Consider the following 24,010-nt stretch of genomic DNA (forward strand, 5'->3'; position numbering starts at 1 on the left):
GAGTTGTCCATGGCGTCTGCCGCAGTCACCCCCGAACGTCACGATACGGTTGCCCTGGCCTGGACCAAGGCAGCCATCCTCGATTGCCTTGGTCAGGCCCGCCAGGCGCTGGAGCGCTTTGCCGGGGAACCGGGCGACCTGTCGATACTGGCGTTCGTCGTCGATAACCTGCACCAGGTTCATGGTTGCTTGCGCATGCTTGAATTGCGGGGCGCGGCCCACCTGGCTGAAGAATTGGAGCTACTGGCCAGGGCCTTGGCCGAAGGCCAGGTGAGCCCACGAGGAGAGTGCCTGGGCGCGGTGTTCCGGGGCCTGGAGCAGTTGCCCTCCTATCTGGAGCGGTTGCGCGGTGCGCGTCACGACTTGCCCTTGGTGATGTTGCCCTTGCTCAACCAATTGCGCACCTGCCGTGGTGTAGGCCCGCTGGCCCAAGGCAGCCTGATCGGCGGCGCCGCCGAGCGCTTCGCCGGGGCCGACGACCTCGCCAACCTCGACCTGTCGCTGGGCAACTGGCGCGAGCAGATGCAGGCGGGGCCAGGGCGCGATGCCCTGCGCTCGGTGGTGACGGCGTTGTGCGATGACCTGATGCGCATCAAAGAGCGCCTGGACCATTTCGTGCGTGGCGACCGTCAGCACAGCGAGCAACTGGAAGACTTGCTGGCGCCCCTGCGCCATGTCGCGGACACCTTGGCGGTGTTGGGTTTCCAGCAACCACGACGGGTGATCATCGACCAGGTTCTGGCCCTGCAGGCACTGGCGCTCGGCGAGCGTGCAGCGGATGACGCCGTGCTGATGGATGTGGCAGGCGCGTTGCTGTACGTCGAAGCCACCCTCAACGGCATGGTCGGGCCACTGGAGGAAGGCGGCCAGGGCGGGCTGCCTGGCTCGGACCTGGCCGAAATTCGACAGCTGGTGCTGAGCGAGTCGCTGTCAGTGGTGCAGCAGGCCAAGGACCTGATCGGTGACTGCCTGGAATCCGGCTGGCCCCGGCAACGTCTGCAGCCCCTGCCAGGCTTGCTGCAGCAGGTGCGCGGCGCGTTGTCGATGCTCATGCTGCCGGTTGCCGCCGAGGTGTTTGCCGGCTGCGCAAGTTACGTCCAGGGGTGGTTGCAGCACCTGGACGTCGAACCGCCAGCGGACGAGCTCACGCACCTGGCCGAAGCACTGAGCGCTGCTGAGTGCTACTTGCAATGGCGGGTGGCCGATCCATTGGCCGATGGCCAGCCCTTCATCGACATGGCCCGTGCCAGCCTGGCGGCATTGGGGGTGCAATGCACGCTGGTCGAGACTGGCGCCGACTCGTCGGCCGGAAGCGACGGCATCGACGACGAACTGCGCCAGGTGTTCCTTGAGGAAGCCGGCGAATTGCTGCCGGACATCGAACGGCATTGGTTGCGCTGGCGGGCCGACAACCACCTGCGTGAAGCCTTGATCGAAGTGCGCCGCGCCCTGCACACGCTCAAGGGCAGTGGGCGCATGGTGCATGCCGAGGCGGTAGCGGAGCTGGCCTGGGGCGCCGAGCATTTGCTCAACCGCGTGCTGGAAGGGCGCATCGCGCTGGTGCCGGAGGCCGTGGTGACGTTGCAGCGGGTATTCGTTCACCTGCCCGACCTGCTGGCCGACTTTGCGGCAGGGCAGTTGCCACAACTGACCGAAATCGAACAGCTGGCGAGTCACCTGCACGTGCTGGCCGAGAACGATGCACCTGCCAGCACCGAGGTCGAGGGTCTCGACCCGCAACTACTGGACATTTTCCGCAACGAGGCACAGGGGCACCTGGCTTGCCTGGACAGCTTCCTGCAGGAGGCGGCCGGCCACGACACCCCGGTGAGCGATGCCCTGCAGCGTGCCTTGCATACCTTGAAAGGCAGCGCGGCCATGGCGGGTGTCATGCCGATCGCCGAGCTGGCCACCGCATTCGACCGGCTGGTTCGTGAATACAAGGGGCATCAGTTGCCGCTGCAAGTCGCCGAGCTGCAATGGCTGGAAGCAGCGCGCACCTTGTTCCACCTTGGCCTGGCCCAGCTCGGCAGTACGCCGCTGGCGGCCATTGCCGGTGCGGCGCAATTGATAGAGCAGGTCGGGCAAAGGGTGGACGAGCGCCTGGCCACGCTGCACGAAGACCCCCAGCATGGGCGTCGAAGCAAACGGGATCCGCAATTGATCGCCAGTTTCCTGGGGCAAGGCATGGACATCCTGCTCGATGCCGAGTCGCTGCTTTCACGCTGGCAGGAGCACCCCGGCCAGCGGCAGGAACTGGACACCCTGCTGGATGAACTGACCACCCTCGGTCACGGCGCGCACTTGGCGGACCTGTGGCAGATGGATGATGTCTGCGAGGCGCTGCTGGATCTTTACGGGGCAGTGGAAGAGGGCAGCTTGGTTGCGGATGCGCGCTTCTTCGCCCAGGCCCAGCAGGCCCACGAGGCGCTGCTGGACATGCTCGACGAAGTGGCGGCAGGGCAGGAGGTCACGGCCAGGCCGGAGCGGATCGATGCGTTGCGCAGCCTGCTGGCCGAGGCCCTGGCACCGGATGCCACCGGCCTGGTGGGCCGCGATTCGGTCAAGCCTCTGCGGCCCGCCGTGGACCTTGAAGACCCGGCGTTGGCGCAACTGTTCCTCGAAGAGGCGCGGGACATCCTCGACAGTGCCGACCAGGCCTTGGAGCAATGGGGTCAGGAACCGGACAATCTTTCCACGCTCTCGTCCCTGCAACACGACATGCAGACCCTCAAGGGGGCTGCACAAATGGCTGCGGTCGGCGCGGTCGAGCGGCTGGCCCAAGAGCTTGGCCTTTTTTACGAGGCCCTGGTCGACCGCCGTCTTGGCTCAAGTACCGGGTTGATCGCTTTGCTACGGCGGGGCCACGCGGCCCTGGGCGAGATGCTCGACACTTTGCGCCAGGGCCAGCCGCCGTCTTCGGCGGTCGACTTGTTGGGCGAAATGCGCGAGGTGCGCCACGCGCCGCCACCGCCCAGCAGCGAGGCGATTGTGGAAGAGGCGGACAGCCCGGGCGACAAGGAACTGCTGGAAGTCTTCCTGGAAGAGAGCTCGGACATCGTCGAAAGTGCCGCCGAGGCCCTGGCGCGCTGGCAAGCCGACCCGCGCAGCAGCGTCGAGGTGGATAACCTGCTGCGTGACCTGCACACCCTCAAGGGCGGGGCACGCATGGTCGAAATCGCGGCCATCGGCGACCTGGCCCATGAGCTGGAGTTCCTCTACGAACTGCTGGCCGCCGGGCGTCTGCCACCCAGCCCGCCATTGTTCGCCTTGCTGCAAAACTGTCACGACCGCCTGGCGCACATGCTCGATGCCGTGCGCCTGGGCCAGCCGTTGCATGCAGCCACGGCGCTGATCGACTACATCCGTAACTTCAGCAGTGCGGCCCTGACCGACAGCGCTGCCGGCCAGGCCCCGGCCGACGCGACACCGGCCGAAGCGCCCGCCACGACGCCCGAGCGGGCAGCGGGCGATATGGTCAAGGTCGATGCCGAGTTGCTCGATGAGCTGGGTAACCTGGCCGGCGAGCATTCGGTGATTCGCGGGCGTATCGAGCAGCAGGTCAACGACGCGCAGTTCGCGTTGAACGAAATGGAAACCACGCTGGAGCGCATGCGCGATCAACTGCTGCGCCTGGACATCGAGACCCAGGGGCGGATTTCCAGCCGTCAGCAAATCGAGGGCGATGCCTACGACGACTTCGACCCGCTGGAAATGGACCGTCACTCCCAGTTGCAGCAGCTGTCGCGGGCACTGTTCGAGTCGGCCTCCGACTTGCTCGACCTCAAGGAAACCCTGGCTCAGCGCGCCCAGGAGGCCTACAGCCTGCTGCAGCAGCAGGCACGGGTAGCCAGCCAGTTGCAGGAAGGCCTGACCGCGACCCTGATGGTGCCGTTCGAGCGGCTGGTGCCGCGCTTGCAGCGAGTGGTACGGCAGGTGGCGACCGAGCTGGGCAAGCAGGTGGAGCTGGTGGTCGGCAATGCCGAAGGCGAACTGGATCGCAGCGTTCTGGAGCGCATGGTAGCGCCCCTGGAACATATGCTGCGCAATGCCGTGGACCATGGTCTGGAGTCGCGTGAGGCACGCCTGGCCGCTGGCAAGCCGGAGCAGGGCACCATTCACCTGAACCTGCTGCACGAAGGCGCCGACATCGTCATCGAAATGACCGACGATGGTGCCGGTGTGCCGTTGGAGGCGGTGCGGCGCAAAGCGATCAAGCGCGGGTTGCTGGACCCGCAAGCACAATTGAGCGATCACGAAATCCTGCAGTTCATCCTGCGCCCAGGTTTTTCCACGGCCGAGAAGATCACCCAGATTTCAGGGCGCGGACTGGGCATGGATGTGGTCCATGAAGAGGTCAAGCAGCTGGGCGGCTCGATGAGCATCGAGTCGGCCCAAGGCAAGGGCGCGCGTTTCCTGATTCGCTTGCCGTTCACGGTGTCGATCAACCGCGCTCTGATGGTGCACCTGGGGGAAGAGCAGTACGCCATTCCGCTCAATACCATCGAAGGTATCGTCCGCGTGCCGCCAGCGGAACTCGATGCCTGCTACCAACTGAGTTCGCCTCGCTATGTGTACGCCGGCCATGCCTACGAGCTGCGTTATCTTGGCGAGTTGCTGCAGGGCGTGGCGCGGCCCAGCTTGCTGGGCCAGAGCGTGCCCCTGCCGGTCTTGCTGGTTCATTCCCAGGAGCAATCGTTCGCCATCCAGGTCGACAGCCTGTCACCCAGCCGTGAGATCGTGGTGAAGAGTCTGGGCCCGCAGTTCGCCGCAGTGGCGGGGCTGTCCGGTGCGACCCTGCTCGGTGACGGCCGCGTGGTGCTGATTCTTGACCTGCTGGGCCAGCTGCGGGGTCAGCAACGGCGTCTGGCACGCCTGCCGGGAGGCAGCGATGCGCAGCGCCAGGCATTTGGCCCCGCGCCACGACGGGCGCTGCTGGTGATGGTGGTGGACGACTCGGTTACCGTGCGAAAGGTCACCAGCCGCCTGCTGGAGCGTCACGGCATGAGCGTGTTGACGGCCAAGGACGGTGTAGATGCCATGACCCAGCTCGAAGAGCATCGGCCCGATGTGCTGCTGCTGGATATCGAAATGCCGCGCATGGACGGTTTCGAGGTGGCCACCCGCATTCGCCGCGACGAGCGCCTCAAGGACCTGCCGATCATCATGATCACCTCGCGTACTGGGCAGAAGCACCGTGATCGGGCGATGGCCATCGGCGTCAACGAATACCTCGGCAAGCCTTATCAGGAGTCGGTCCTGTTGCAGAGCATCGCCCACTGGAGCCAGACCCATGCTTGAACTGATCGCAGGTCAGCGCAGCAGCCTGACCGGGTTGCTGCTGCCCCTGGGGGACCGCACCTTGGTATTGCCCAACGTTGCCGTGGCCGAGTTGCTTGGCCGACGTTCGCTGCCGTGCGAGCGCAACGCGCTGGCCTGGCACCTGGGCTGGATCGACTGGCGCCAGCAGCACTTGCCGTTGATCGGTTTCGAAGCGGCCTGCGGCGGCGAAACCCCCTGTGGCGAACGCGCGCGCATCGTCGTGCTCAATGCCTTGGGCGACACCGGGCTGCGTTACCTGGCGTTGTTGCTGCAGGACATTCCCCGTTCGTGCAAGCTCGACAGCCAGCTCAACTATGTGGATGTGGCGCTGGGCAGCCTGGAGCTGGCAGCGGTGCAGGTGGGCGAGCAGGTGGCGCGGGTGCCGGACCTGGTGGCGCTGGAGCGGTTGGTGCGTGACGCGCAACTGCAACCTGTCGCCAGTTAGCATGTGCTTTGGCTGGCCCCTACACACAGCGAGTTGTAGAAGCCGGCTTGCCGACGATAGAGTCGGAATCGACCAAGACAGGAACCCTGCCCACCTCAGGAGGTCTGTGTTTGCATGTATTACGGTGAACGCTTCAACGCCTGGACGCATCTGGTCGGTGCTGTGCTGGCCTGCATCGGCGCCATCTGGCTGATCGTGGTAGCGGGCCTGCAGGGCGACCCCTGGAAAATCGTCAGTTTCTCCATCTATGGCAGCACATTGCTGCTGCTTTACAGCATTTCCACTCTCTACCACAGCACTCGTGGACGGGCGAAAGTGATCATGCGCAAGCTCGATCATCTTTCGATCTACCTGCTGATCGCCGGCAGCTACACGCCATTCTGCCTGGTCAGCTTGCGGGGGCCTTGGGGCTGGAGCCTGTTTGGCGTGGTCTGGGGCCTGGCGGTGATTGGGATGCTGCAGGAAATCAAGCCGCGTTCCGAAGCTCGGATCCTGTCGATCGTCATCTACGCGGTGATGGGCTGGATCGTCCTGGTCGCGGTCGAACCGTTGTTGCGCAGCCTGGGTGGCGCCGGCTTCGCCTGGTTGGCGGCCGGCGGGGTGTTCTACACCGTGGGCATCATCTTCTTCGCCTTCGACAGTCGCTTCCGCCACTGGCATGGCATCTGGCACCTGTTCGTGATCGCCGGCAGCCTGATGCACTTCATCGCCGTGTCGTTCTACGTGCGTTAGAAGTCGCCCCACAACTGCTGTGCCACCGACAGCGCCACCACCGGTGCAGTTTCGGTGCGCAGCACCCGTGGGCCGAGCCGGGCGGCGTGGTAGCCGGCGGCTTTTGCCTGGTCGACTTCCGCTTCGCTCAGGCCGCCTTCCGGGCCAATCAGGAAGGCCAGGCGCGTCGGTTTGGCGTGGCGGGTCAGAGGCTCTGCTACCGGGTGCAATACCAGCTTGAGGTCGGCTTCGGTGCTTTTGAGCCACTCGGCGAGGGTGACGGGAGGGTGAATGATCGGCAGGGTGGATCGGCCACATTGCTCGCAGGCGCTGATCGCCACCTGGCGCCAATGGGCCAGGCGCTTGTCGGCGCGCTCGTCCTTCAGGCGCACTTCACAGCGTTCGCTGACGATTGGGGTAATCTCGTTCGCCCCAAGCTCGGTGGCTTTCTGAATCGCCCAGTCCATGCGTTCGCCTCGGGACAAGCCCTGGCCGAGATGAATGTGCAGTGGCGATTCGGCCTGCCCAGGCAGAGCCTGGTCAAGGCTGACGCGTACGCTTTTCTTGCCCACCTCCAATAGTTGGCCGAGGTACTCCTGGCCGCTGCCGTCGAACAGTTGCACGGCATCGCCAGCCGCCATGCGCAGCACGCGGCCAATGTAGTGGGCCTGCGCTTCGGGCAGGTCGTGCTCGCCTGGGCTCAGGGGGGCGTCTATGAAGAAGCGGGACAGTCTCATGGTTCTGCTCGGAGTATTGAGGGTACGAATCTCCCGGTGGGAGCGGCGAAATGCGAGGTCAGCCCGGATCACGGAAGCCAGGGTGGAAATCAGCCGGCACCGCGACACTCACACTGTCGCGCGTGGCGATGTCGATACCTTCGCTGGCCACGTCGGCAAGGAAGTCGATCTGCTCAGGGGTGATCACGTACGGCGGCAGGAAGTACACCACGCTGCCCAGCGGGCGCAGCAGTGCGCCGCGTGTCAGGGCATGCTCGAACACTTTCAGGCCGCGACGCTCTTGCCAGGGGTAGGCGACCTTGCCGGCTTTGTCCTGGACCATCTCGATGGCCAAGGCCATGCCGGTCTGACGGATTTCCGCGACATGCGCGTGATCGGCCAGGTGCGCAGTGGCACTGGCCATGCGCTTGGCCAGGGCCTTGTTGGCTTCGATGACGTTGTCTTGCTCGAAGATGTCCAGGGTCGCAAGTGCCGCTGCGCAGGCCAACGGGTTACCGGTGTAGCTGTGCGAATGGAGGAAGGCCCGCAGGGTCGGGTAATCGTCGTAGAACGCCTGGTACACGGTGTCTGTGGTCAGGCACGCGGCCAACGGCAGGTAGCCGCCGGTAAGGGCCTTGGACAAACACAGGAAGTCCGGACGTATGCCAGCCTGTTCGCACGCGAACATCGTCCCGGTGCGGCCGAAGCCGACGGCGATCTCGTCGTGGATCAGGTGCACGCCATAGCGGTCGCAGGCTTCGCGCAGCAGTTTGAGGTAGACCGGGTGGTACATGCGCATGCCGCCGGCACCCTGGATCAGCGGTTCGATGATGACGGCCGAGAGGGTCTGGTGGTGCTCGGCCAGGGTTTGCTCCATGGCCGCGAACATGTTGCGCGAGTGCTCTTCCCAGCTCATGCCTTCCGGGCGCAGGTAGCAATCCGGGCTAGGCACCTTGATGGTATCGAGCAGCAGCGCCTTGTAGGTTTCGGTGAACAGCGGCACGTCGCCCACCGACATCGCGGCGATGGTCTCGCCGTGGTAGCTGTTGGTCAGAGTGACGAAGCGCTTTTTCGCCGGCTTGCCGATGTTCTGCCAGTAATGGAAGCTCATCTTCAACGCCACTTCGATGCACGATGAGCCGTTGTCGGCGTAGAACACCCGGTCGAGCCCGGCCGGTGTCATGGCGACCAAGCGCTCGGACAGCTCGATGACCGGCTGGTGGCTGAAACCGGCCAGGATGACGTGCTCCAGCTGGTCGACCTGGTCCTTGATGCGCTGGTTGATGCGTGGGTTGGCGTGACCGAATACGTTGACCCACCAACTGCTGACGGCGTCCAGGTAGCGCTTGCCTTCGAAGTCCTCGAGCCACACACCTTCGCCGCGCTTGATCGGGATCAGCGGCAGCTGCTCGTGGTCTTTCATCTGGGTGCAGGGGTGCCACAGGACCTTCAGGTCACGTTGCATCCACTGATCGTTGAGGCCCATCGGCGCTTCTCCTGGCATTGCAGCTTGGTTTGACCGCGTAAGCCTAAGCAATGCCGCCGGGCACGACAACCGCTGCCGTCAGATGGCGACAGGTGCGCGTCCAGGCCCGCTTGGGCAAGGTGCTGAAAATCGTGTGCTGGCGAGACGCAAAAACAAAAATGTCAGTTGGCAAAGGCACTTGATATCACTGAGCTGGCAGGGTCTGCAGACCTGACGTATTCTTAACGCATCTCCCTCGGGGCATCCCTGCCTCTCCCTATTCTGTTGCTTTTAACTCGGAGTTCGCCGATATGGCCGCTGCTTGGGTGCGCCTGTGCGCGTTGGTATTGATTGGTGTGTCCAGCGGTGCCGCGCTGGCAAAGGACAAGACACCCTCGGCAATCGTGGTGGGTGGCGGCCTGGCAGGCCTGACCGCCGCTTACGAGCTGCAGAACAAGGGCTGGCAGGTGACTCTGCTGGAAGCCAAGTCGGGCATGGGTGGTCGCTCGGGGCTGGCCACCAGCGAGTGGATCGGCAACAGCAAGGCCCAGCCGGTGCTGAACCAGTACCTGGACCGTTTCAAGCTTGAAACACTGCCCGCGCCAGAGTTCGTTCGTACCCCTGGCTACCTGATCGACGGCGAGTATTTCAGTGCCACGGACCTGGCCGCCAAGCAGCCGGCCACCGCCGAAGCCATCAAGCGCTACGAGAAGACGCTCGATGATCTGGCCCGCTCGATCGAGGACCCGCTGAACCCGCAGGCAACCAGCACCCTGTTCGCTCTGGACCAGATCAACGTCTCCACCTGGCTCGACAAGTTGCAGTTGCCGACCACTGCACGACAGTTGATCAACCAGCAGATCCGTACCCGCTATGACGAGCCGTCGCGTCTGTCGCTGCTCTACTTCGCACAGCAGAACCGTGTCTATCGTGGGGTCAGTGACCGCGATCTGCGCGCCGCCCGTCTGCCCGGGGGTAGCCCGGTCGCTGGCGCAGGCTTTCGTCAAGCAGCTCAAGACCATCAAAACCAGCTCGCCGGTGACCTCCATCGTGCAGGACAAGGACGGCGTGACGGTCAAGGTCGGTAGCGTCGGCTATCAGGCGGACTACCTGGTGATGGCCGTGCCGCTGCGTGCCCTGGCCAAGATCCAGATGACCCCAGGCCTGGACAGCCAGCACCTGGCGGCCCTCAAGGGCACCAACTATGGCTGGCGCGACCAGCTGATGCTCAAGTTCAAGCAGCCTGTGTGGGAAAGCAAGGCCCGGATGTCGGGTGAAATCTTCAGCAACGCTGGCCTTGGCATGCTGTGGATCGAACCAGCGCTCAAGGGCGGTGCCAACGTCGTTATCAACTTGTCCGGCGACAATGCCCGCCTGTTGCAGGCATTTGGCGACAAGCAGATGGTCGACCAGGTACTGATCCGGTTGCACGCGTTCTATCCAAAGGCCCGTGGCTCGTTCTCTGGGTATGAACTCAAGCGCTACAGCACCGACGCCAACACTGGCGGCGCTTACTTGGCCTATGGCCCAGGCCAGATCAGCAAGTACTGGCGCCTGTGGGAGCGTCCGGTGCAACGCATTAGCTTCGCCGGCGAGCACACCGATGCATTGTACCCAGGCACTCTCGAAGGCGCCCTGCGCAGTGGTCAGCGTGCTGCCAGCCAGGTTCAGGACCTGCTGGCAGGCAAGTCGTTCGACCCGGCTAAAGCGGCGCCGGTGGCTGCAGCTGCGGCAACCGGTGCTGTAGCGGCCAAGAAGGAGGGTGGGTTCTTCTCGCGTCTGTTTGGCGGCGGCGACAAACCCGAAACCAAACCAGCAGCCGTCGTGAAAACAGATGCGGTGGCTCCGGCCCCGGCCCCGGCCCCTGTCGCCACCCCTGCGCCGACCCCTGTAGCAGCGCCTGCGGTCGTGGCCAAGGAAGAGCCGGCCAAGCCTGCCGCTACCAAGGCCACCCCGGCCAAGCACGCCCCGGCGCACAAGCCGGCAGTCAAGCAGGCGCACAAACCTGTCGAGGCGAAGAAGGCTACGGTCAAATCGGAGCCGGTCAAGAAAGCGGTAAACAACACCCAAGCGAAAGCTGACTGAAGCCCGCGTACCGGCTCCTGCACGACCTGCAGGAGCCGGCCTGTCGGCGCTGAGTCCGGCACTGACAAGCGATTCCTCCCCGACTATTGTTAATGTTTCCTTAATAGGAAACGTTCACAATCGGCATCGGAATTTTCGATTAATCGAAGCAACTTTTTGTGCTTTTCTTCGATACGTTACGCGTTAGTCTGTGCACAGCTTTCACGGGGGAACACGTCGACATGCAACTGCGCAACTCACCCGCTCGTTACGGCGCGGTCAGCATCTTTTTGCACTGGGGCGTGGCCCTGGCGGTCTTCGGGCTTTTTGGCCTGGGCCTGTGGATGGTCGGCCTCGACTACTACAGCCCATGGCGCAAATCCGGCCCTGATCTGCACAAGAGTATCGGTCTGGTGCTACTGGTGGTGATGGTATTGCGTGTGGTTTGGCGCTTCATCAGCCCACCGCCTCCAGCGCCGGCCAACCATGGGCCGCTGACGCGTGTAGCTGCCAAACTGGGCCATCTGGCACTGTACCTGGGGCTGTTCGCGGTGATGATCGCCGGTTACCTGATCTCCACCGCCGATGGCGTCGGTATTCCGGTGTTCGGCTTGTTCGAAGTGCCGGCTCTGGTCAGTGATTTGCCCGACCAGGCCGATCTGGCTGGCGAGATTCATCTCTACCTGGCTTGGGCGCTGGTGATTTTCGCCGCCTTGCATGGCCTGGCAGCGCTGAAGCACCACTTCATCGACCGTGACGCGACCCTGACCCGCATGCTGGGCCGCAAAGCTTGATTCTCAACCTCAATTGCAAAGGAAAGAAAGGATGTTGAAAAAGACTTTTGCCGCTCTGGCGCTCGGTACCGCTCTGATCTCTGCTGGCCAGGCCATGGCCGCCGAGTACAAGATCGACAAGGAAGGCCAGCACGCGTTCGTCGACTGGAAGATCAGCCATCTGGGCTATAGCTTCATCCACGGCACCTTCAAGGACTTCGACGGTAACTTCACCTGGGACAGCGCCAAGCCTGAAGCCAGCAAGATCAATGTCGACCTGAAGACCGCCAGCCTGTGGTCCAACCATGCCGAGCGTGACAAGCACATCGCCAGTGCCGACTTCCTGGATGTGAAGAAGTATCCGCAAGCCAAGTTCGTCTCCACCAGCGTCAAGTCCACCGGTGCCAAGACTGCTGACGTGACTGGCGACCTGACCCTGCACGGCGTCACCAAGCCGGTCACCTTCAAGGCTGTGTTCAACGGCGAAGGCAAAGACCCATGGGGCGGTGAGCGTGCTGGTTTCAACGCCACCACCACGCTGAACCTGAATGACTTCGGAATCAAAGGCCCAGGCCCTACCTCGCAGACCCTTGACCTGGATATCAGCGTCGAAGGTGTGAAGCAGAAGTAATTCGCGCTAGCAATGAAAACGCCGCCCAATGGGCGGCGTTTTCATTTGTAGCCGAACGATCAGCGATTGCGGGTCAGCAGCGCAGGGCGCTCACCACGCGGCCGGCTCGGCAGCTCTTCCAGTTGTTCCGGCGTTGGGTAGCGGTCGAGCTTGGATTCCTTGCGGATGATCACCGGCTGATGCTGCGGTTCGCGCGGACTACGCACTGCCGGTTCCTGCCGTGTGTTGTCGCTGCGACCGGCCGAGCGGTTACGACCACCCGCGTTACCATCACGGCGCGCACCGCCACCTCCACCGCCATTGTTGTTGCGGGGCGGGCGTTTCTCGCCGCTGGCGCCGCGTTGCTGGCCGCCATTTCGGCCTTGGCCCTGGCTGCCGCCGTTGCTGCGCTGTCCCTGACCTTGCTGTTGACCCTGGCCTGCGGCGCCTGGGCGACGGTTGCGGCCCTGGTTCTTGGCGTTTTGGTAGGGGCTGACGTAGTCGGCACGGTTACCGAAGTTGTCGATCTCGTCATCCAGGAACTCTTCTGGATCACGGTCGGCAGGTACTTTCGGCACAGCGTTGGTGCTGGCCTGCTGCTGGCGAGGCTTCTTGTCGCGTTGCTTGCGCTGCTGTTGCTGGCGCTCGCCGGACTTCTCCTTGTCAGCGGGTTTGTCGGCGGCCTGTTGCTTGGCGTTGCCTTTGTCCTTTCCCTTGTCCTTGCGTCCGCCACTGCCTTCCTGGCCTGCTTCGCCACGGGCCTGCTGGTTGCGACCACCACGGCCATTGTGCTGCTGACGCTCACGGGTTTCTGGCTTCTCGGCTTCGACCTTGCTGGCATCGAAGCCCATCAGGTCGCCGTCCGGGATCTTCTGCTTGGTGACGCGCTCAATGCTCTTGAGCAGCTTCTCTTCATCAGGAGCGACCATCGAGATCGCTTCGCCCGAACGTCCGGCGCGGCCGGTGCGGCCGATACGGTGGACGTAGTCTTCCTCGACATTGGGCAGCTCGAAGTTGACCACATGGGGCAACTGGTCGATGTCCAGGCCGCGGGCGGCGATGTCGGTGGCGACCAGTACGCGAACACTGTTGGCCTTGAAGTCAGCCAATGCCTTGGTGCGGGCGTTCTGGCTCTTGTTGCCATGGATCGCCGCGGCGGTGAGGCCGTGCTTTTCCAGGTATTCGGCCAGGCGGTTGGCGCCATGCTTGGTACGGGTGAAGACCAGCACTTGTTCCCAGGCGCCGAGGGTGATCAGGTGAGCCAGCAGTGCGCGCTTGTGGCTGGCGGGCAGACGGTAGACGCGCTGTTCGATTCGCTCGACCGTGGTATTCGGTGGTGTGACCTCGATACGCTCCGGGTTGTGCAGGAGCTTATCGGCCAGGTCGGTGATGTCCTTGGAGAAGGTAGCCGAGAACAGCAGGTTCTGGCGCTTGGCCGGCAGGCGGGCAAGGACTTTCTTCACGTCATGGATGAAGCCCATGTCGAGCATGCGGTCGGCTTCGTCGAGCACCAGGATTTCCACATGGGATAGATCGACACTGCCTTGGCCTGCCAAGTCCAGCAAGCGACCCGGGCAGGCGACCAGGACATCGACGCCCTTGGCCATGGCCTGAATCTGCGGGTTCATGCCGACGCCACCGAAGATGCAGGCGCTGACCAGGGAAAGGTCACGGGCATAGACCTTGAAGCTGTCATGGACCTGGGCCGCCAATTCGCGGGTTGGCGTCAGAACCAGCACGCGAGGCTGGCGTGGGCCATGGCGTTGCGATTTGTCGGGGTGGCCACCCGGGAACAGGCGCTCGAGGATCGGCAGGGCAAAACCGCCAGTTTTGCCAGTACCTGTCTGGGCGGCGACCATCAGGTCGCGACCTTGCAACACGGCGGGAATGGCCCGCTGTTGCACCGGAGTCGGCTGGGTGTAGCCCGCTGCCTCGATAGCGCGGACAAGAGCCTCGGAGAGACCGAGGGAAGCAAAGGACATGGGCAATCCTGTTCTCGTGGGGGCTGGGCCCGTTGGGATATTCTGCCTGGCGCGACGGGCATCGGCGGGATGCGATCGCGTCCGGTCCAGCTGGGCTTTCACTGCGCATCCGGGCAGCGGAGGGCGAGCGCGAAGGGGCGTCGTTACCGATCAGGATGCCTGTTGCGAGGCCGAGCGTCCGGGCGTGAGCCGGGCGGGAAGGCCCGAGTATAACAGAGCTATCGCTGCGTGCTGCGTTCCTGCTGCTCAACGGCGCCAGGAATATTGCCGAAGTCGTCGGAGTAGCGGTTGTTGATCGCCGCGTAGGCCGGTTCCTGCTTGAAGCGTTGCAGCTCTTCGGAGAAATGCCTGGCCAGGTCCTCGCGCCCAGGTTTGCGGGCCAAACCCAGGTATTGCGCCTGGCGACTGATCATCAGTGGCAGCTCCTCGACCTGCCGTTCGAGCCCCAATTGCTTGCGGAGATAACGACCGACCCGGCGGTCGGTCACCAGCAAGTCGATGCGGCCGAGCATCAATTTGCCGAAGTTGGCCTCATGGGTAGGGGCTGCCTCCCGGCGAAAGTAAGGCGATTCGCTGAACGAGGCGCCGTAGGAGTAGCCGGGCGAAGTGCCCACCGTCAGCCCGGTCAGGTCTTCCAGGCGGGTGACGGGGTGGCGGCGCACGCTGGCTTGGAACAGGACGAACTCGACGTCCGACATAGGCTCGTCGGGGTAGACCATGTACGGTTTGCGCGATTCGGTCTCGAAAATATCCATCACCCCGTCGGCCAGCCCTTGCTCGACCATGGCCAAGCACCGTTTCCAGGGTAGGAACTGCCATTCGACATCGAAGCCCAGGCGCTTGAACACTTCGGTGGTGACTTCGTAGTCGATGCCTTTGGGCTGGCCGTCGTGCTGGTACACGTACGGTGCCCAGTCGTCGGTGACCAGGCGCAAACGTTCACCCAAGGCCAGAGGGCTCAGGCAGGCGAACAACAGGAGGCACAGCAGGCGGGCGACGTCACGCATGGCCGCAGATTACGCGCTCGCTTAGGCCAAGGCCAGATATCGGCGCGCCAGTTCAGGTCTGCGGGACGTCGAGCAGGTGGCCCTCGATTTCCTTACGCCGGCCACCGAGTGACAGGCGCATGCCCGGATGGCGCAGGCAGCGGCGCAATTGCTCGGGCTCCATGCGGCCCTCGCGCGCCACATAGTTCTCCAGGGCTTTGTCCCACCAGGCCGGGGCGCAGGCCCGGTCGAACTCGTTGCCATACGGGTAGCAGCCGTACAGCAGTTCTCGGGCGAACTGGCGTTCCTGGCTCGGCAAGGTCAGCGTCAGTGCCTTGTAGCCCAACCGGTGCAGGGCTGGCGGGCGCGGCAGTCGGTCATTGACCTGCAGCACGTCGGCCCGGGCCGCCTCACTGAGTGGTTCATCGGCGTGCTTGCGCAGCCAGGCCTGGATCTTGGCGCGGAACTGCTGCTTGCGGCTCCAGTAGTGGTGGATCACATCGGTGCACTCGGCCAGCGCGAGGGTGCGGTGGGCGGCCACTGCAAGGCAGAACTCTTCGAGTGTGTAGGCGGTGGGTGCCAAGGTATAGAACTCGTCCATCATGGCAATGGAGCGGTCCAGTATCTGAGCATCAGCCTGGGTCAGGCCGATGACTCCGGAGTTGACCATGCGCGTCTGATCGTCAGCCAGTCCGCGTTGGCGAAGTATGGCGTGAAGGCTTTCGTACAGCACGGCCTTGCGGTTCGCGCCGTAGGGCGCGCCAATGAAGTTGCACAGCAACTGGCCTGGCTTGACGCGTTCGAACAGGCGCAGCGGCGAGGTGCGGAAGAACGTATCGGTGTCGATCAGTACCGCCAGCGGATGCTGTTCGAGCACTTGGCGCAATAGCACGTGCTTGCTGCGAAAGTGATAACCATGGGGAAGATTCCAGGCCGTGCGCGTCGCAGCGTCCAGCACGTGGACGTTGACGGGCAGTTTGCCGTAGGGCGCCGGGTTGTCGGTGTAGACATGGATGTCAACGGCGGCGCCAGGCGTTTCACCCAGGTGAGTGAGGGCGCTGACGATGCTGAAACAGGCCTCTTGGTGATAAGTCACCGGGCCGAACGCGAGGTAGATGAGCTGCGAGCGTGCAGGCGACGGTGTCTGCATATCGGGCAAACCTGGCTGTCCACAGGGATAATAAGGCTTTAGTGTAAGACTAAAGCCTTAATTGTTCCTTAAACAGATGTTTCCAAGTTGTTTCAGCGAGGCAGCTTCAGGTTGTTCCAGATAGCCAGACTTGGCTCGGCCTGGTTCAGGGTGTAGAAGTGCAGGCCCGGTGCGCCGCCTTGCAGCAGTTGTTCGCACATGCGGCTGATCACGTCTTCGCCGAAGGCCTGGATGCTGGCGGTGTCATCGCCATAGGCTTCCAGCTGCTTGCGGATCCAACGTGGAATCTCGGCGCCGCAGGCGTCGGAGAAACGGGCTAGCTTGCTGTAGTTGGTGATGGGCATGATGCCCGGCACTACAGGGATGTCCACGCCCATCTTCTGTGCGCGCTCGACGAAATAGAAGTAGCTGTCGGCGTTGAAGAAGTATTGGGTGATGGCGCTGTCGGCACCGGCCTTGACCTTGTGCACGAAATTGGCCAGGTCGTGTTCGAAGTTGCGTGCCTGCGGATGCATTTCCGGATAAGCGGCAACTTCCAGGTGGAAGTGATCGCCGGTTTCCTGGCGGATGAACTCGACCAGATCGCTGGCGTAGCGCAGCTCGCCGCTGGCCATGCCCATGCCCGATGGCAGGTCACCACGCAGGGCGACGATGCGCTTGATGCCGGCGGCCTGGTACTGGTTAAGCAGGGCGCGCAACTCGTCCTTGCTATCGCCGACGCAGGACAGGTGGGGGGCGGCCGGTACCTTAACTTCGCTTTCCAGCTGCAGCACGGTATTGAGCGTGCGGTCGCGGGTCGAGCCACCGGCACCGTAGGTGCAGGAGAAGAAGTCGGGGTTGTAGCTGGCCAGCTGGCGGGCAACGCCCATCAGTTTTTCGTGGCCGGCATCGGTCTTGGTGGGGAAGAACTCGAAACTGTAGCGGCGTTCTTGTGACATCTCTCGTTCCTTCAGCTGCCAGCGCCAGGCGGGCAACTGCAAATAAAAGCCAGGGCGGTTTGGGCCGGCCTGGCTCGGGCATCGTTGCGAAGCGTTGCCTGCAAGGGCCAGGCAAGGTGCCTGGCCCTTGGGCCGCTGATCAGTAGCGGTAGGCGTGCGGCTTGAACGGGCCTTCGACAGTCACACCGATGTACTCTGCCTGCTGCGGGGTCAGCTGGGTGACCACGCCGCCGAAGCCGCGGACCATTTCCAGGGCCACTTCTTCGTCGAGTTTCTTCGGCAGCACTTCAACGGTCAGGCGCTCGGCTTTCTTGGCGGCTGGCAGGTCGGCGAACTTCTGCTCGAACAGGAAGATCTGGGCCAGTACCTGGTTGGCGAACGAACCATCCATGATGCGGCTTGGGTGGCCAGTGGCGTTACCCAGGTTAACCAGGCGGCCTTCGGCCAGCAGGATCAGGTAGTCGTCGTTGTGCGGGTCGAAGGTACCAGCGCCGGTGCGGTGGATCTTGTGGACCTGTGGCTTGACCTCTTCCCATGCCCAGTTCTTGCGCATGAAGGCGGTGTCGATTTCGTTGTCGAAGTGGCCGATGTTGCAGACCACGGCACGCTTCTTCAGGGCCTTGAGCATGTTGGCGTCGCAGACGTTGACGTTACCGGTGGTGGTGACGATCAGGTCGATGCGGCCCAGCAGGTCGGCGTTGATGCCAGCTTCGGTACCGGTGTTGATACCGTCCTTGAACGGCGAGACGACTTCGAAGCCGTCCATGCAAGCCTGCATGGCGCAGATCGGGTCGATTTCGGTGACCTTGACGATCATGCCTTCCTGGCGCAGGGACTGGGCCGAGCCCTTGCCCACGTCACCGTAGCCGATCACCAGGGCTTGCTTGCCCGACAGCAGGTGGTCGGTGCCGCGCTTGATGGCGTCGTTCAGGCTGTGACGGCAGCCGTACTTGTTGTCGTTCTTGCTTTTGGTGACCGAGTCGTTGACGTTGATCGCCGGGACTTTCAGCTCGCCCTTGGCCAGCATGTCCAGCAGGCGGTGCACGCCAGTGGTGGTCTCTTCGGTCACGCCGTGGATTTTCTCCAGCATGGCCGGGTATTTCTTGTGCAGGATTTCGGTCAGGTCACCGCCGTCGTCCAGGACCATGTTGGCATCCCATGGCTGGCCGTCCTTGAGGATGGTCTGCTCGATGCACCATTCGTATTCCTGCTCGGTTTCGCCTTTCCAGGCGAACACAGGGATACCGGCGGCGGCGATGGCCGCGGCAGCCTGGTCCTGGGTGGAGAAGATGTTGCAGGACGACCAGCGAACTTCGGCACCCAGGGCAACCAGGGTTTCGATCAGCACGGCGGTCTGAATGGTCATGTGGATGCAGCCGATGATCTTAGCGCCCTTGAGCGGTTGCTCAGCCTGGTACTTGCGGCGCAGGCCCATCAGCGCTGGCATTTCCGATTCGGCGATGATGACTTCCTTGCGGCCCCAGTCGGCCAGGGAGATGTCGGCGACCTTGAAGTCGGAAAAACCTGCAGGCGTGTTTACAGCGCTCATTGAGAGCCTCCATTCGTAGTGTGCGAATGGGCGCCGTTGTGCGTTGAGCGTCCGCGTCGCGGACAACGCCCCAACCGAGCCTGACAGGCCGAGCCTGCTGCAGCGCCCCTCGGATGGGTGGCGGGCATGGCGCCACAGTGGGCGACCATGTTAAACGGCAGGGATTATAGCCTTGGCTGTGTGACACACCCAAGGCTTTCTGTCGATTAATCGCGACGATAGTCGATGTTCAATGGAGCGCCGGCGGCCGCTCTGCCATCATTACTCCACGTTAGCCAAGCAGGTCAGGAGTACCGATGAACTTTCACACCCGCAAATGGGTAAAGCCCGAAGACCTCAACCCCAATGGCACCCTGTTCGGCGGCAGTCTGCTGCGCTGGATCGACGAGGAGGCGGCGATCTACGCCATCGTGCAGCTGGGTAACCAGCGCGTGGTGACCAAGTACATGTCGGAGATCAACTTCGTCAGCGCCTCGCGTCAGGGCGACATCATCGAGCTGGGCATCACCGCCACCGAATTCGGCCGCACATCCATCACTCTCAAGTGTGAAGTACGCAACAAGATTACCCGCAAGATGATCCTCACCGTCGACAAGATGGTCTTCGTCAACCTGGGTGAGGACGGGCTGCCGGCGCCGCACGGGCGGACCGAAATCAAGTACATCCAGGACCAGTTCCCGGATACCGCTGTCGAGTAAGCGTCGCCCAAAGGTAGGAGCCAGCCTTGCTGGCGAACCAAGCACCACGGTGCATGGCGCCGGCTGTGCTGGTGTTCGCCGGCAAGGCCGGCTCCTACGCCGCGTGTCATTCGGCCGGTTGGCTCACCTTGCGCACCATCTTGCCGACCGTCAGACCCTGCATCAGGATCGACGACAGCACCACGATGTAGGTGATCGACAGCAACAGGTCACGCTCGTCGCCCACCGGCAGCGACAGTGCCAGTGCCACCGACACCCCTCCACGCAGGCCGCCCCAGGTCAGCACGCGCACGGTCCCCTTGGGCACGCTTCTCCAGCGGCGCAGCAGGACGATGGCCGGTGCCACAGTCAGCAGCCGTGACAGCAGTACCGCAACCGCCAGCACGCCGCCTGCCGCCAAGTGCAGCCAGTTGAATGGCAGCAGCAACAGTTCCAGGCCGATCAGGGCGAACAGCAGGGCGTTGAGCATGTCGTCGATCAGTTCCCAGAAACCGTCCATGTAGCGACGGGTCATGTCGTTCATCGCCAGGTTGCGCCCCAGGTTCCCGATGATCAGGCCTGCCACCACCATGGCGATGGGGGCCGAGACATGCAGTTCGTAGCACATCGCCGAGCCACCAATCACCAGCGCCAGGGTCAGCATCACCTCGACCTGGTATTGCTCGACGCTTTTGATCATCCGGTAGGTGGCATAGCCGATCAGTCCGCCAAACAACACGCCACCCACGGCTTCGTGAACGAACAGCATGGCGGTTTCAGCGACGCTCGGCGTCTCGCCCATCTGGATGATGCCCAGCAGCACGGTGAACACCACGACCGCGGTGCCGTCATTGAACAGCGACTCGCCAACGATGGTGGTCTTCAGCGGTTTGGAGGCGTTCGCAGTACGTAGTGCACCGAGTACGGCAATGGGGTCGGTCGGTGAAATCAGTGCGCCGAACAGCAGGCAGTAGATCAGCGGCACGTTCCAGCCGAACAGGGCGAACACCCAGTGGGCGAGATAGCCGATGACGAAGGTGGCGATCAACACGCCAAGGGTGGCCAGCAGGCCGATCGGCCAACGGTAGCTGCGCAGGTCGGTGAGGTTGACGTGCAGTGCGCCGGCGAACAGCAGGAACGACAGCATCCAGTGCATCAGCAGGTCGTTGAAGTCGATCTGGTTCATCAGCCCTTCGACGCGCTCTTCCAGGCCAGGAAAGCCAATCAGGCTCAGGCCCTGCAGCATCAGGGAAAACAGCAGAGCAGTCACCATCACGCCGATGGCGGGGGGGAGACCGATGAACCGGTAATTGACGTAAGTGAGGAGGGTGGTAAGGCAGATAAACGCTGCAACTAATTCAAGCATCCCAAATCCTGTGACGGTGGCTTTCAAGTCGTAACCCGAATGGCTCGGGCAGTTCTTTGATGGCCTGGCGCGGGGTTCGGGACACAGACTTTGACCGGATTCTTTCGAATCGTTCCCGATATGGACTGTTGCACTGCCTAGATTCCATAGCAGCCGGTCTGCCGGCGATGCGGCGCACAGGGCGCCTCAATCGCTATATATTCACAGGCTTGAAACGTCACAAGGATACAAGGCGTGTTGGCAACATCCCTGGTGCTGGTCGCCGCCCTGCTGCATGCGACCTGGAACACCCTGATCAAATTTAGTGGCGAGCGACTGCTGGTCATTGCCAGCATGGATGCGGTGGCATTGGTCTTTGCGGTGTTGGCGGTAGCCTTCGTCGCGTTTCCTCCGGCTGAAATCTGGCCATGGCTGCTGGCGTCGGCCCTGGCCGAGCAGTTGTACCGTGTCCTGCTGATCAAGGCCTACCGGGTTGGCGACCTGGGGCTGGTCTATCCTCTGATGCGTGGCTTGTCGCCGCTGGTGGTGCTGGGGCTAACGCTGGCATTCGCGGGCGAGTCACTGAGCCAGCAGCAGATCATCGGTATCTTGCTGATCCCCTGCGGCATGGCGTGTCTGCTCTGGCAGGGCGGCGGCGGTGAGCGGCTGCCGTGGTCGATGCTGCCAGTGGTTGCACTGATCGGCTTGTGTATCGGTTGTTACACCTGGTTCGACGGGCAGGCCGTAAGGCTCTGGGGCAAGCCCTGGGACTACCTGGTCTGGCTGACGTTGCTGAGCGCCTGGCCCTTCCCGGTCCTGGCGTGTGTGGCCCGGCGGCCGCAGTTTGCGCTGTTTTGGCAAACCCAGTGGCGGCTGGGGTTGGCGGTGGGTTTGTGCGTGCTGTTCAGCTATGCATTGGTGTTGTGGGCCATGCACCTGGGGTCGGTGGCCGAAGCTGCCGCGCTGCGCGAACTGAGCGTGATTCTGGTGGTGCTGCTTGGCATGCGCTATCTCAAAGAACCTTTTGGCGGCCCGAGACTCCTAGCTTGCGGGCTGGTCCTGGCTGGCATGCTGGTGATGAAGCTCTAACCCCGAACTCGAACAAGGAGTCCTGAACATGACCGTTGCCCTGTGGTGCATCCTGATCGCGCTCGTGCTGCCACCGCTTTGTGCCTTGATCGCCAAGACGAGTGGTCGTTTCGGCCTGAAGGATAATCACGACCCGCGCGGCTTCCTCGACACATTGTCGGGTTTGCCACGTCGTGCCCATGCTGCGCAGCAGAACGGGTACGAGGCATTCCCAGCGTTTGCGGCGGCGGTGCTGGTGGCCGATATCGTCGGCAATGCGGAGCAGGTGACCCAGGATGTGCTGGCGGTGCTCTACATCACCAGCCGGCTGCTGTACATCATCTGCTACCTGGCAGACTGGGCTGCCCTGCGTTCGCTGGTGTGGTTTGCCGGGTTGGGCCTGATCGTTTCGTTCTTCGTGGTATCGATCTGAGTTGAAGTGGCGCTCATCGCCGGCTTGGCGGCGATGAGCCTGTGCAACCTCAAGGCACTTTAGGCACCTCAGGCAGCGGCTTGTCCTTGGGCCAGAGCATCCAGATCTGTCCCTGCTGCTTCATGTTACCGGCCAGTTCACCCGCTTCGGGCCCAGTGCCCCAGAACAGGTCCGCGCGCACCTCGCCGGTGATCGCGCCACCGGTGTCCTGAGCGCCCACCGGGCGTACCACGGGGGAGCCATCAGGGCGAGTGGTAGACAACCACAGCAAGCTGCCCAGCGGGATCACCTTGCGGTCGATCGCCACGCTGTAGCCAGCGGTCAGCGGCACGTTGAGCGAACCACGCGGCCCTTCGTTGCTGTCTGGGCGGGTGCTGAAGAAGACATAGCTGGGGTTGCTGGCCAGCAGCTCTGGCACTCGTTGTGGGTTCGCTTGTGCCCAGGCGTGGATGCTGCCCATGGTGACATCTTCTTTCTTCAATTGGCCTTGTTCGACCAGCCAGCGCCCAATGGGGCGATAGGGGTGGCCATTCTGGTCGGCGTAACCCAGGCGCACCTGTCGGCCATCTTCCAGCTGGATACGGCCCGAACCCTGGATCTGCAGGAACTGCAAGTCCATCGGGTCGGTCAGCCAAGCCAGCACTGGCGCTTTCACGCCATCGCGGTTAATCACTTCGGCCGTGTCATAGGGCTTGAGCACGCGACCGTCGAGCCGCCCGCGCAGGCGCTTGCCCTTGAGCTCCGGATAAACGCTGGCCAGGTCGACCACGATCATGTCCTCGGGAACGCCGTACACCGCGACCCGTGCTGCGTCGGTGCGCTCCAGGCTGCCGGGGTAGACCGGCTCGTAGTAGCCAGTGATCAGGCCGGTGGCGTTGTTCTCGGCCGAGCGCAGCCCCAGTACTTGCAACTGCTGTTGCAGGAAGGCGCGGATCTGCATCGCGTTGTCAGGCACTTTGGCCGCTGCTTCGCAGGTTGCAGCCCAGACAGGGTCGCGCTTGAGCTTTTCGCAGCCGTTGCGCCAAGCCTGGAAACCGGCCCGCAGGTCACTGTCGCTGACGCTGGGTAAGTCGTTCCAGGTGGCGGGGGCGTAGGTGGCAATGGCGTGGGGTTCGGGTTTGGCGTTCTCACCGCCGTTGCAGCCGGCCAGCAGGGCCAGGGCAGGCAGCGCCCAGGCGAGGTGGCGCAGAGCAGATTTCATGGCTGAATCCTTGAGGGGAGGCCTTGGAGCTTCCCTTGTTTTTCGTAAGGGTATTGGTCTTTGTCGAGCAGGCGAGGATACTGTCGGCCCTTTCCTTCTGCCAATGTGACCGTGATGTTCAAATGTTTCACAGCCCTGCTGCTGATCAGCCTGGCCCTGGTGGGCTGCGACCGTGTCGATCCTAACTCACCTTTGGGGCAGCGCAAGGCGATCTTCAAGCAGATGCTCAAGACCAGTGAGGATATGGGCGGCATGTTGCGCGGACGTTTGCCGTTCGATGGTGTGAAGTTCGCCGACGGGGCGGTGAAGCTCGATGGCCTGGCTCATGCGCCGTGGCAGCATTTTCCCCAGGTCAAGGATGAAGGTGACAGCAGTGCCCGGCCTGAAGTCTGGGAACGACAGGCGCGCTTTCACGACCTGGCGATGCAGTTGGAAGGGGTGACGGGCGAGTTGGTCGATGTTACCCGTAAGCAACCGCTGGATGCGGCAAGTCTGAAAGCGCCGATGGACAGGGTCGAAGCGGCTTGCAAAGCCTGTCATACGGAATTTCGTAACCATTGAGGGAGGGCGCCTCT

General features: G+C 63.0%; 18 protein-coding genes, 1 pseudogene and 1 riboswitch. Of the genes and pseudogenes, 10 read left to right on the forward strand and 9 right to left on the reverse strand.

All coding sequences use genetic code 11. The features are described from left to right. Positions 1-9 precede the first annotated feature (9 nt). From VXM67_RS04315 to VXM67_RS04325, 3 genes are all read left to right on the forward strand, one after another. Entirely contained in the window at positions 10-5,301 is a 5,292-nt protein-coding gene (locus VXM67_RS04315; protein WP_367237515.1) for an Hpt domain-containing protein, read from the forward strand. Then, on the forward strand, positions 5,294-5,767 hold the full coding sequence (locus VXM67_RS04320) for a chemotaxis protein CheW (RefSeq protein WP_023378341.1): 474 nt from the start codon (positions 5,294-5,296) through the stop codon (positions 5,765-5,767). The genes VXM67_RS04315 and VXM67_RS04320 overlap by 8 nt, the downstream gene beginning before the upstream one ends. A 114-nt stretch (positions 5,768-5,881) precedes the next feature. After that, the gene (locus VXM67_RS04325) at positions 5,882-6,499 is read left to right on the forward strand and encodes a hemolysin III family protein (RefSeq protein WP_023378343.1); all 618 of its coding nucleotides are present in this window, start codon (positions 5,882-5,884) and stop codon (positions 6,497-6,499) included. Here VXM67_RS04325 and VXM67_RS04330 read toward each other — a convergent pair. Continuing rightward, a complete protein-coding gene (locus VXM67_RS04330; RefSeq protein ID WP_023378344.1) occupies positions 6,496-7,215 on the reverse strand; it encodes a 16S rRNA (uracil(1498)-N(3))-methyltransferase in 720 nt (239 codons plus the stop codon). The two genes, VXM67_RS04325 and VXM67_RS04330, sit on opposite strands and share 4 nt — an antisense overlap. A gap of 58 nt (positions 7,216-7,273) precedes the next feature. Continuing rightward, a complete protein-coding gene (locus tag VXM67_RS04335; protein WP_027907943.1) occupies positions 7,274-8,680 on the reverse strand; it encodes an adenosylmethionine--8-amino-7-oxononanoate transaminase in 1,407 nt (468 codons plus the stop codon). 290 nt (positions 8,681-8,970) lie between these two features. Here VXM67_RS04335 and VXM67_RS04340 point away from each other — a divergent pair. The 3 genes and pseudogenes from VXM67_RS04340 to VXM67_RS04350 all read left to right on the forward strand — a co-directional run bounded on the left by VXM67_RS04340 (position 8,971) and on the right by VXM67_RS04350 (position 12,127). Beyond that, positions 8,971-10,744, forward strand: a pseudogene (locus VXM67_RS04340) (FAD-dependent oxidoreductase). Between the two features lie 221 nt (positions 10,745-10,965). Then, positions 10,966-11,517 carry a cytochrome b gene (locus VXM67_RS04345; protein WP_023378355.1) on the forward strand — a complete coding sequence of 184 codons (552 nt, stop codon included), beginning with the start codon at positions 10,966-10,968 and terminating at the stop codon, positions 11,515-11,517. A gap of 31 nt (positions 11,518-11,548) precedes the next feature. Further along, positions 11,549-12,127: a YceI family protein gene (locus VXM67_RS04350; protein ID WP_027907944.1), complete on the forward strand. Its 579-nt coding sequence runs from the start codon at positions 11,549-11,551 to the stop codon at positions 12,125-12,127. 59 nt (positions 12,128-12,186) lie between these two features. On the opposite strand, the gene VXM67_RS04355 is transcribed toward VXM67_RS04350, so the two are convergent. From VXM67_RS04355 to ahcY, 5 genes are all read right to left on the reverse strand, one after another. Further along, positions 12,187-14,088 (reverse strand): DEAD/DEAH box helicase, encoded by a 1,902-nt coding sequence (locus VXM67_RS04355; RefSeq protein WP_367237516.1) that lies wholly within the window; start codon positions 14,086-14,088, stop codon positions 12,187-12,189. A gap of 218 nt (positions 14,089-14,306) precedes the next feature. Beyond that, a complete protein-coding gene (locus tag VXM67_RS04360) occupies positions 14,307-15,095 on the reverse strand; it encodes a transporter substrate-binding domain-containing protein (protein WP_315696368.1) in 789 nt (262 codons plus the stop codon). Positions 15,096-15,147: 52 nt separating this feature from the next. Then, positions 15,148-16,224 carry a hypothetical protein gene (locus VXM67_RS04365; protein ID WP_023378360.1) on the reverse strand — a complete coding sequence of 359 codons (1,077 nt, stop codon included), beginning with the start codon at positions 16,222-16,224 and terminating at the stop codon, positions 15,148-15,150. A 92-nt stretch (positions 16,225-16,316) separates the two neighbouring features. Further along, positions 16,317-17,162 (reverse strand): methylenetetrahydrofolate reductase [NAD(P)H], encoded by an 846-nt coding sequence (metF, locus tag VXM67_RS04370; protein WP_023378361.1) that lies wholly within the window; start codon positions 17,160-17,162, stop codon positions 16,317-16,319. Positions 17,163-17,301: 139 nt separating this feature from the next. Then, positions 17,302-18,711 (reverse strand): adenosylhomocysteinase, encoded by a 1,410-nt coding sequence (ahcY, locus tag VXM67_RS04375; RefSeq protein ID WP_023378362.1) that lies wholly within the window; start codon positions 18,709-18,711, stop codon positions 17,302-17,304. Between the two features lie 21 nt (positions 18,712-18,732). Continuing rightward, positions 18,733-18,828, reverse strand: a riboswitch (S-adenosyl-L-homocysteine riboswitch). A gap of 179 nt (positions 18,829-19,007) precedes the next feature. Here ahcY and VXM67_RS04380 point away from each other — a divergent pair. Beyond that, positions 19,008-19,409: a hotdog domain-containing protein gene (locus tag VXM67_RS04380; RefSeq protein WP_023378363.1), complete on the forward strand. Its 402-nt coding sequence runs from the start codon at positions 19,008-19,010 to the stop codon at positions 19,407-19,409. Between the two features lie 106 nt (positions 19,410-19,515). On the opposite strand, the gene VXM67_RS04385 is transcribed toward VXM67_RS04380, so the two are convergent. Continuing rightward, on the reverse strand, positions 19,516-20,754 hold the full coding sequence (locus VXM67_RS04385) for a cation:proton antiporter (protein ID WP_367237517.1): 1,239 nt from the start codon (positions 20,752-20,754) through the stop codon (positions 19,516-19,518). Positions 20,755-20,988: 234 nt separating this feature from the next. Between VXM67_RS04385 and VXM67_RS04390 the strand changes: the two genes are divergently transcribed. Together VXM67_RS04390 and VXM67_RS04395 are read left to right on the forward strand one after the other, a co-directional pair. After that, a complete protein-coding gene (locus tag VXM67_RS04390) occupies positions 20,989-21,822 on the forward strand; it encodes a DMT family transporter (protein WP_023378366.1) in 834 nt (277 codons plus the stop codon). 28 nt (positions 21,823-21,850) lie between these two features. Beyond that, positions 21,851-22,234, forward strand: a complete 384-nt coding sequence (locus VXM67_RS04395; protein ID WP_023378368.1) for an MAPEG family protein — start codon at positions 21,851-21,853, stop codon at positions 22,232-22,234. A 49-nt stretch (positions 22,235-22,283) separates the two neighbouring features. Here VXM67_RS04395 and VXM67_RS04400 read toward each other — a convergent pair whose 3' ends face one another. Next, positions 22,284-23,435, reverse strand: coding sequence for an MltA domain-containing protein (locus VXM67_RS04400; RefSeq protein ID WP_023378369.1), 1,152 nt, complete (start codon positions 23,433-23,435; stop codon positions 22,284-22,286). Between the two features lie 114 nt (positions 23,436-23,549). On the opposite strand from VXM67_RS04400, the gene VXM67_RS04405 reads away from it, so the two are divergent. Further along, positions 23,550-23,996, forward strand: a complete 447-nt coding sequence (locus tag VXM67_RS04405) for a cytochrome c (protein ID WP_023378370.1) — start codon at positions 23,550-23,552, stop codon at positions 23,994-23,996. Positions 23,997-24,010 lie beyond the last annotated feature (14 nt).

This window comes from Pseudomonas sp. Rh2 (genome assembly GCF_040762985.1).
Taxonomy (GTDB): Bacteria; Pseudomonadota; Gammaproteobacteria; order Pseudomonadales; family Pseudomonadaceae; genus Aquipseudomonas; species Aquipseudomonas taiwanensis.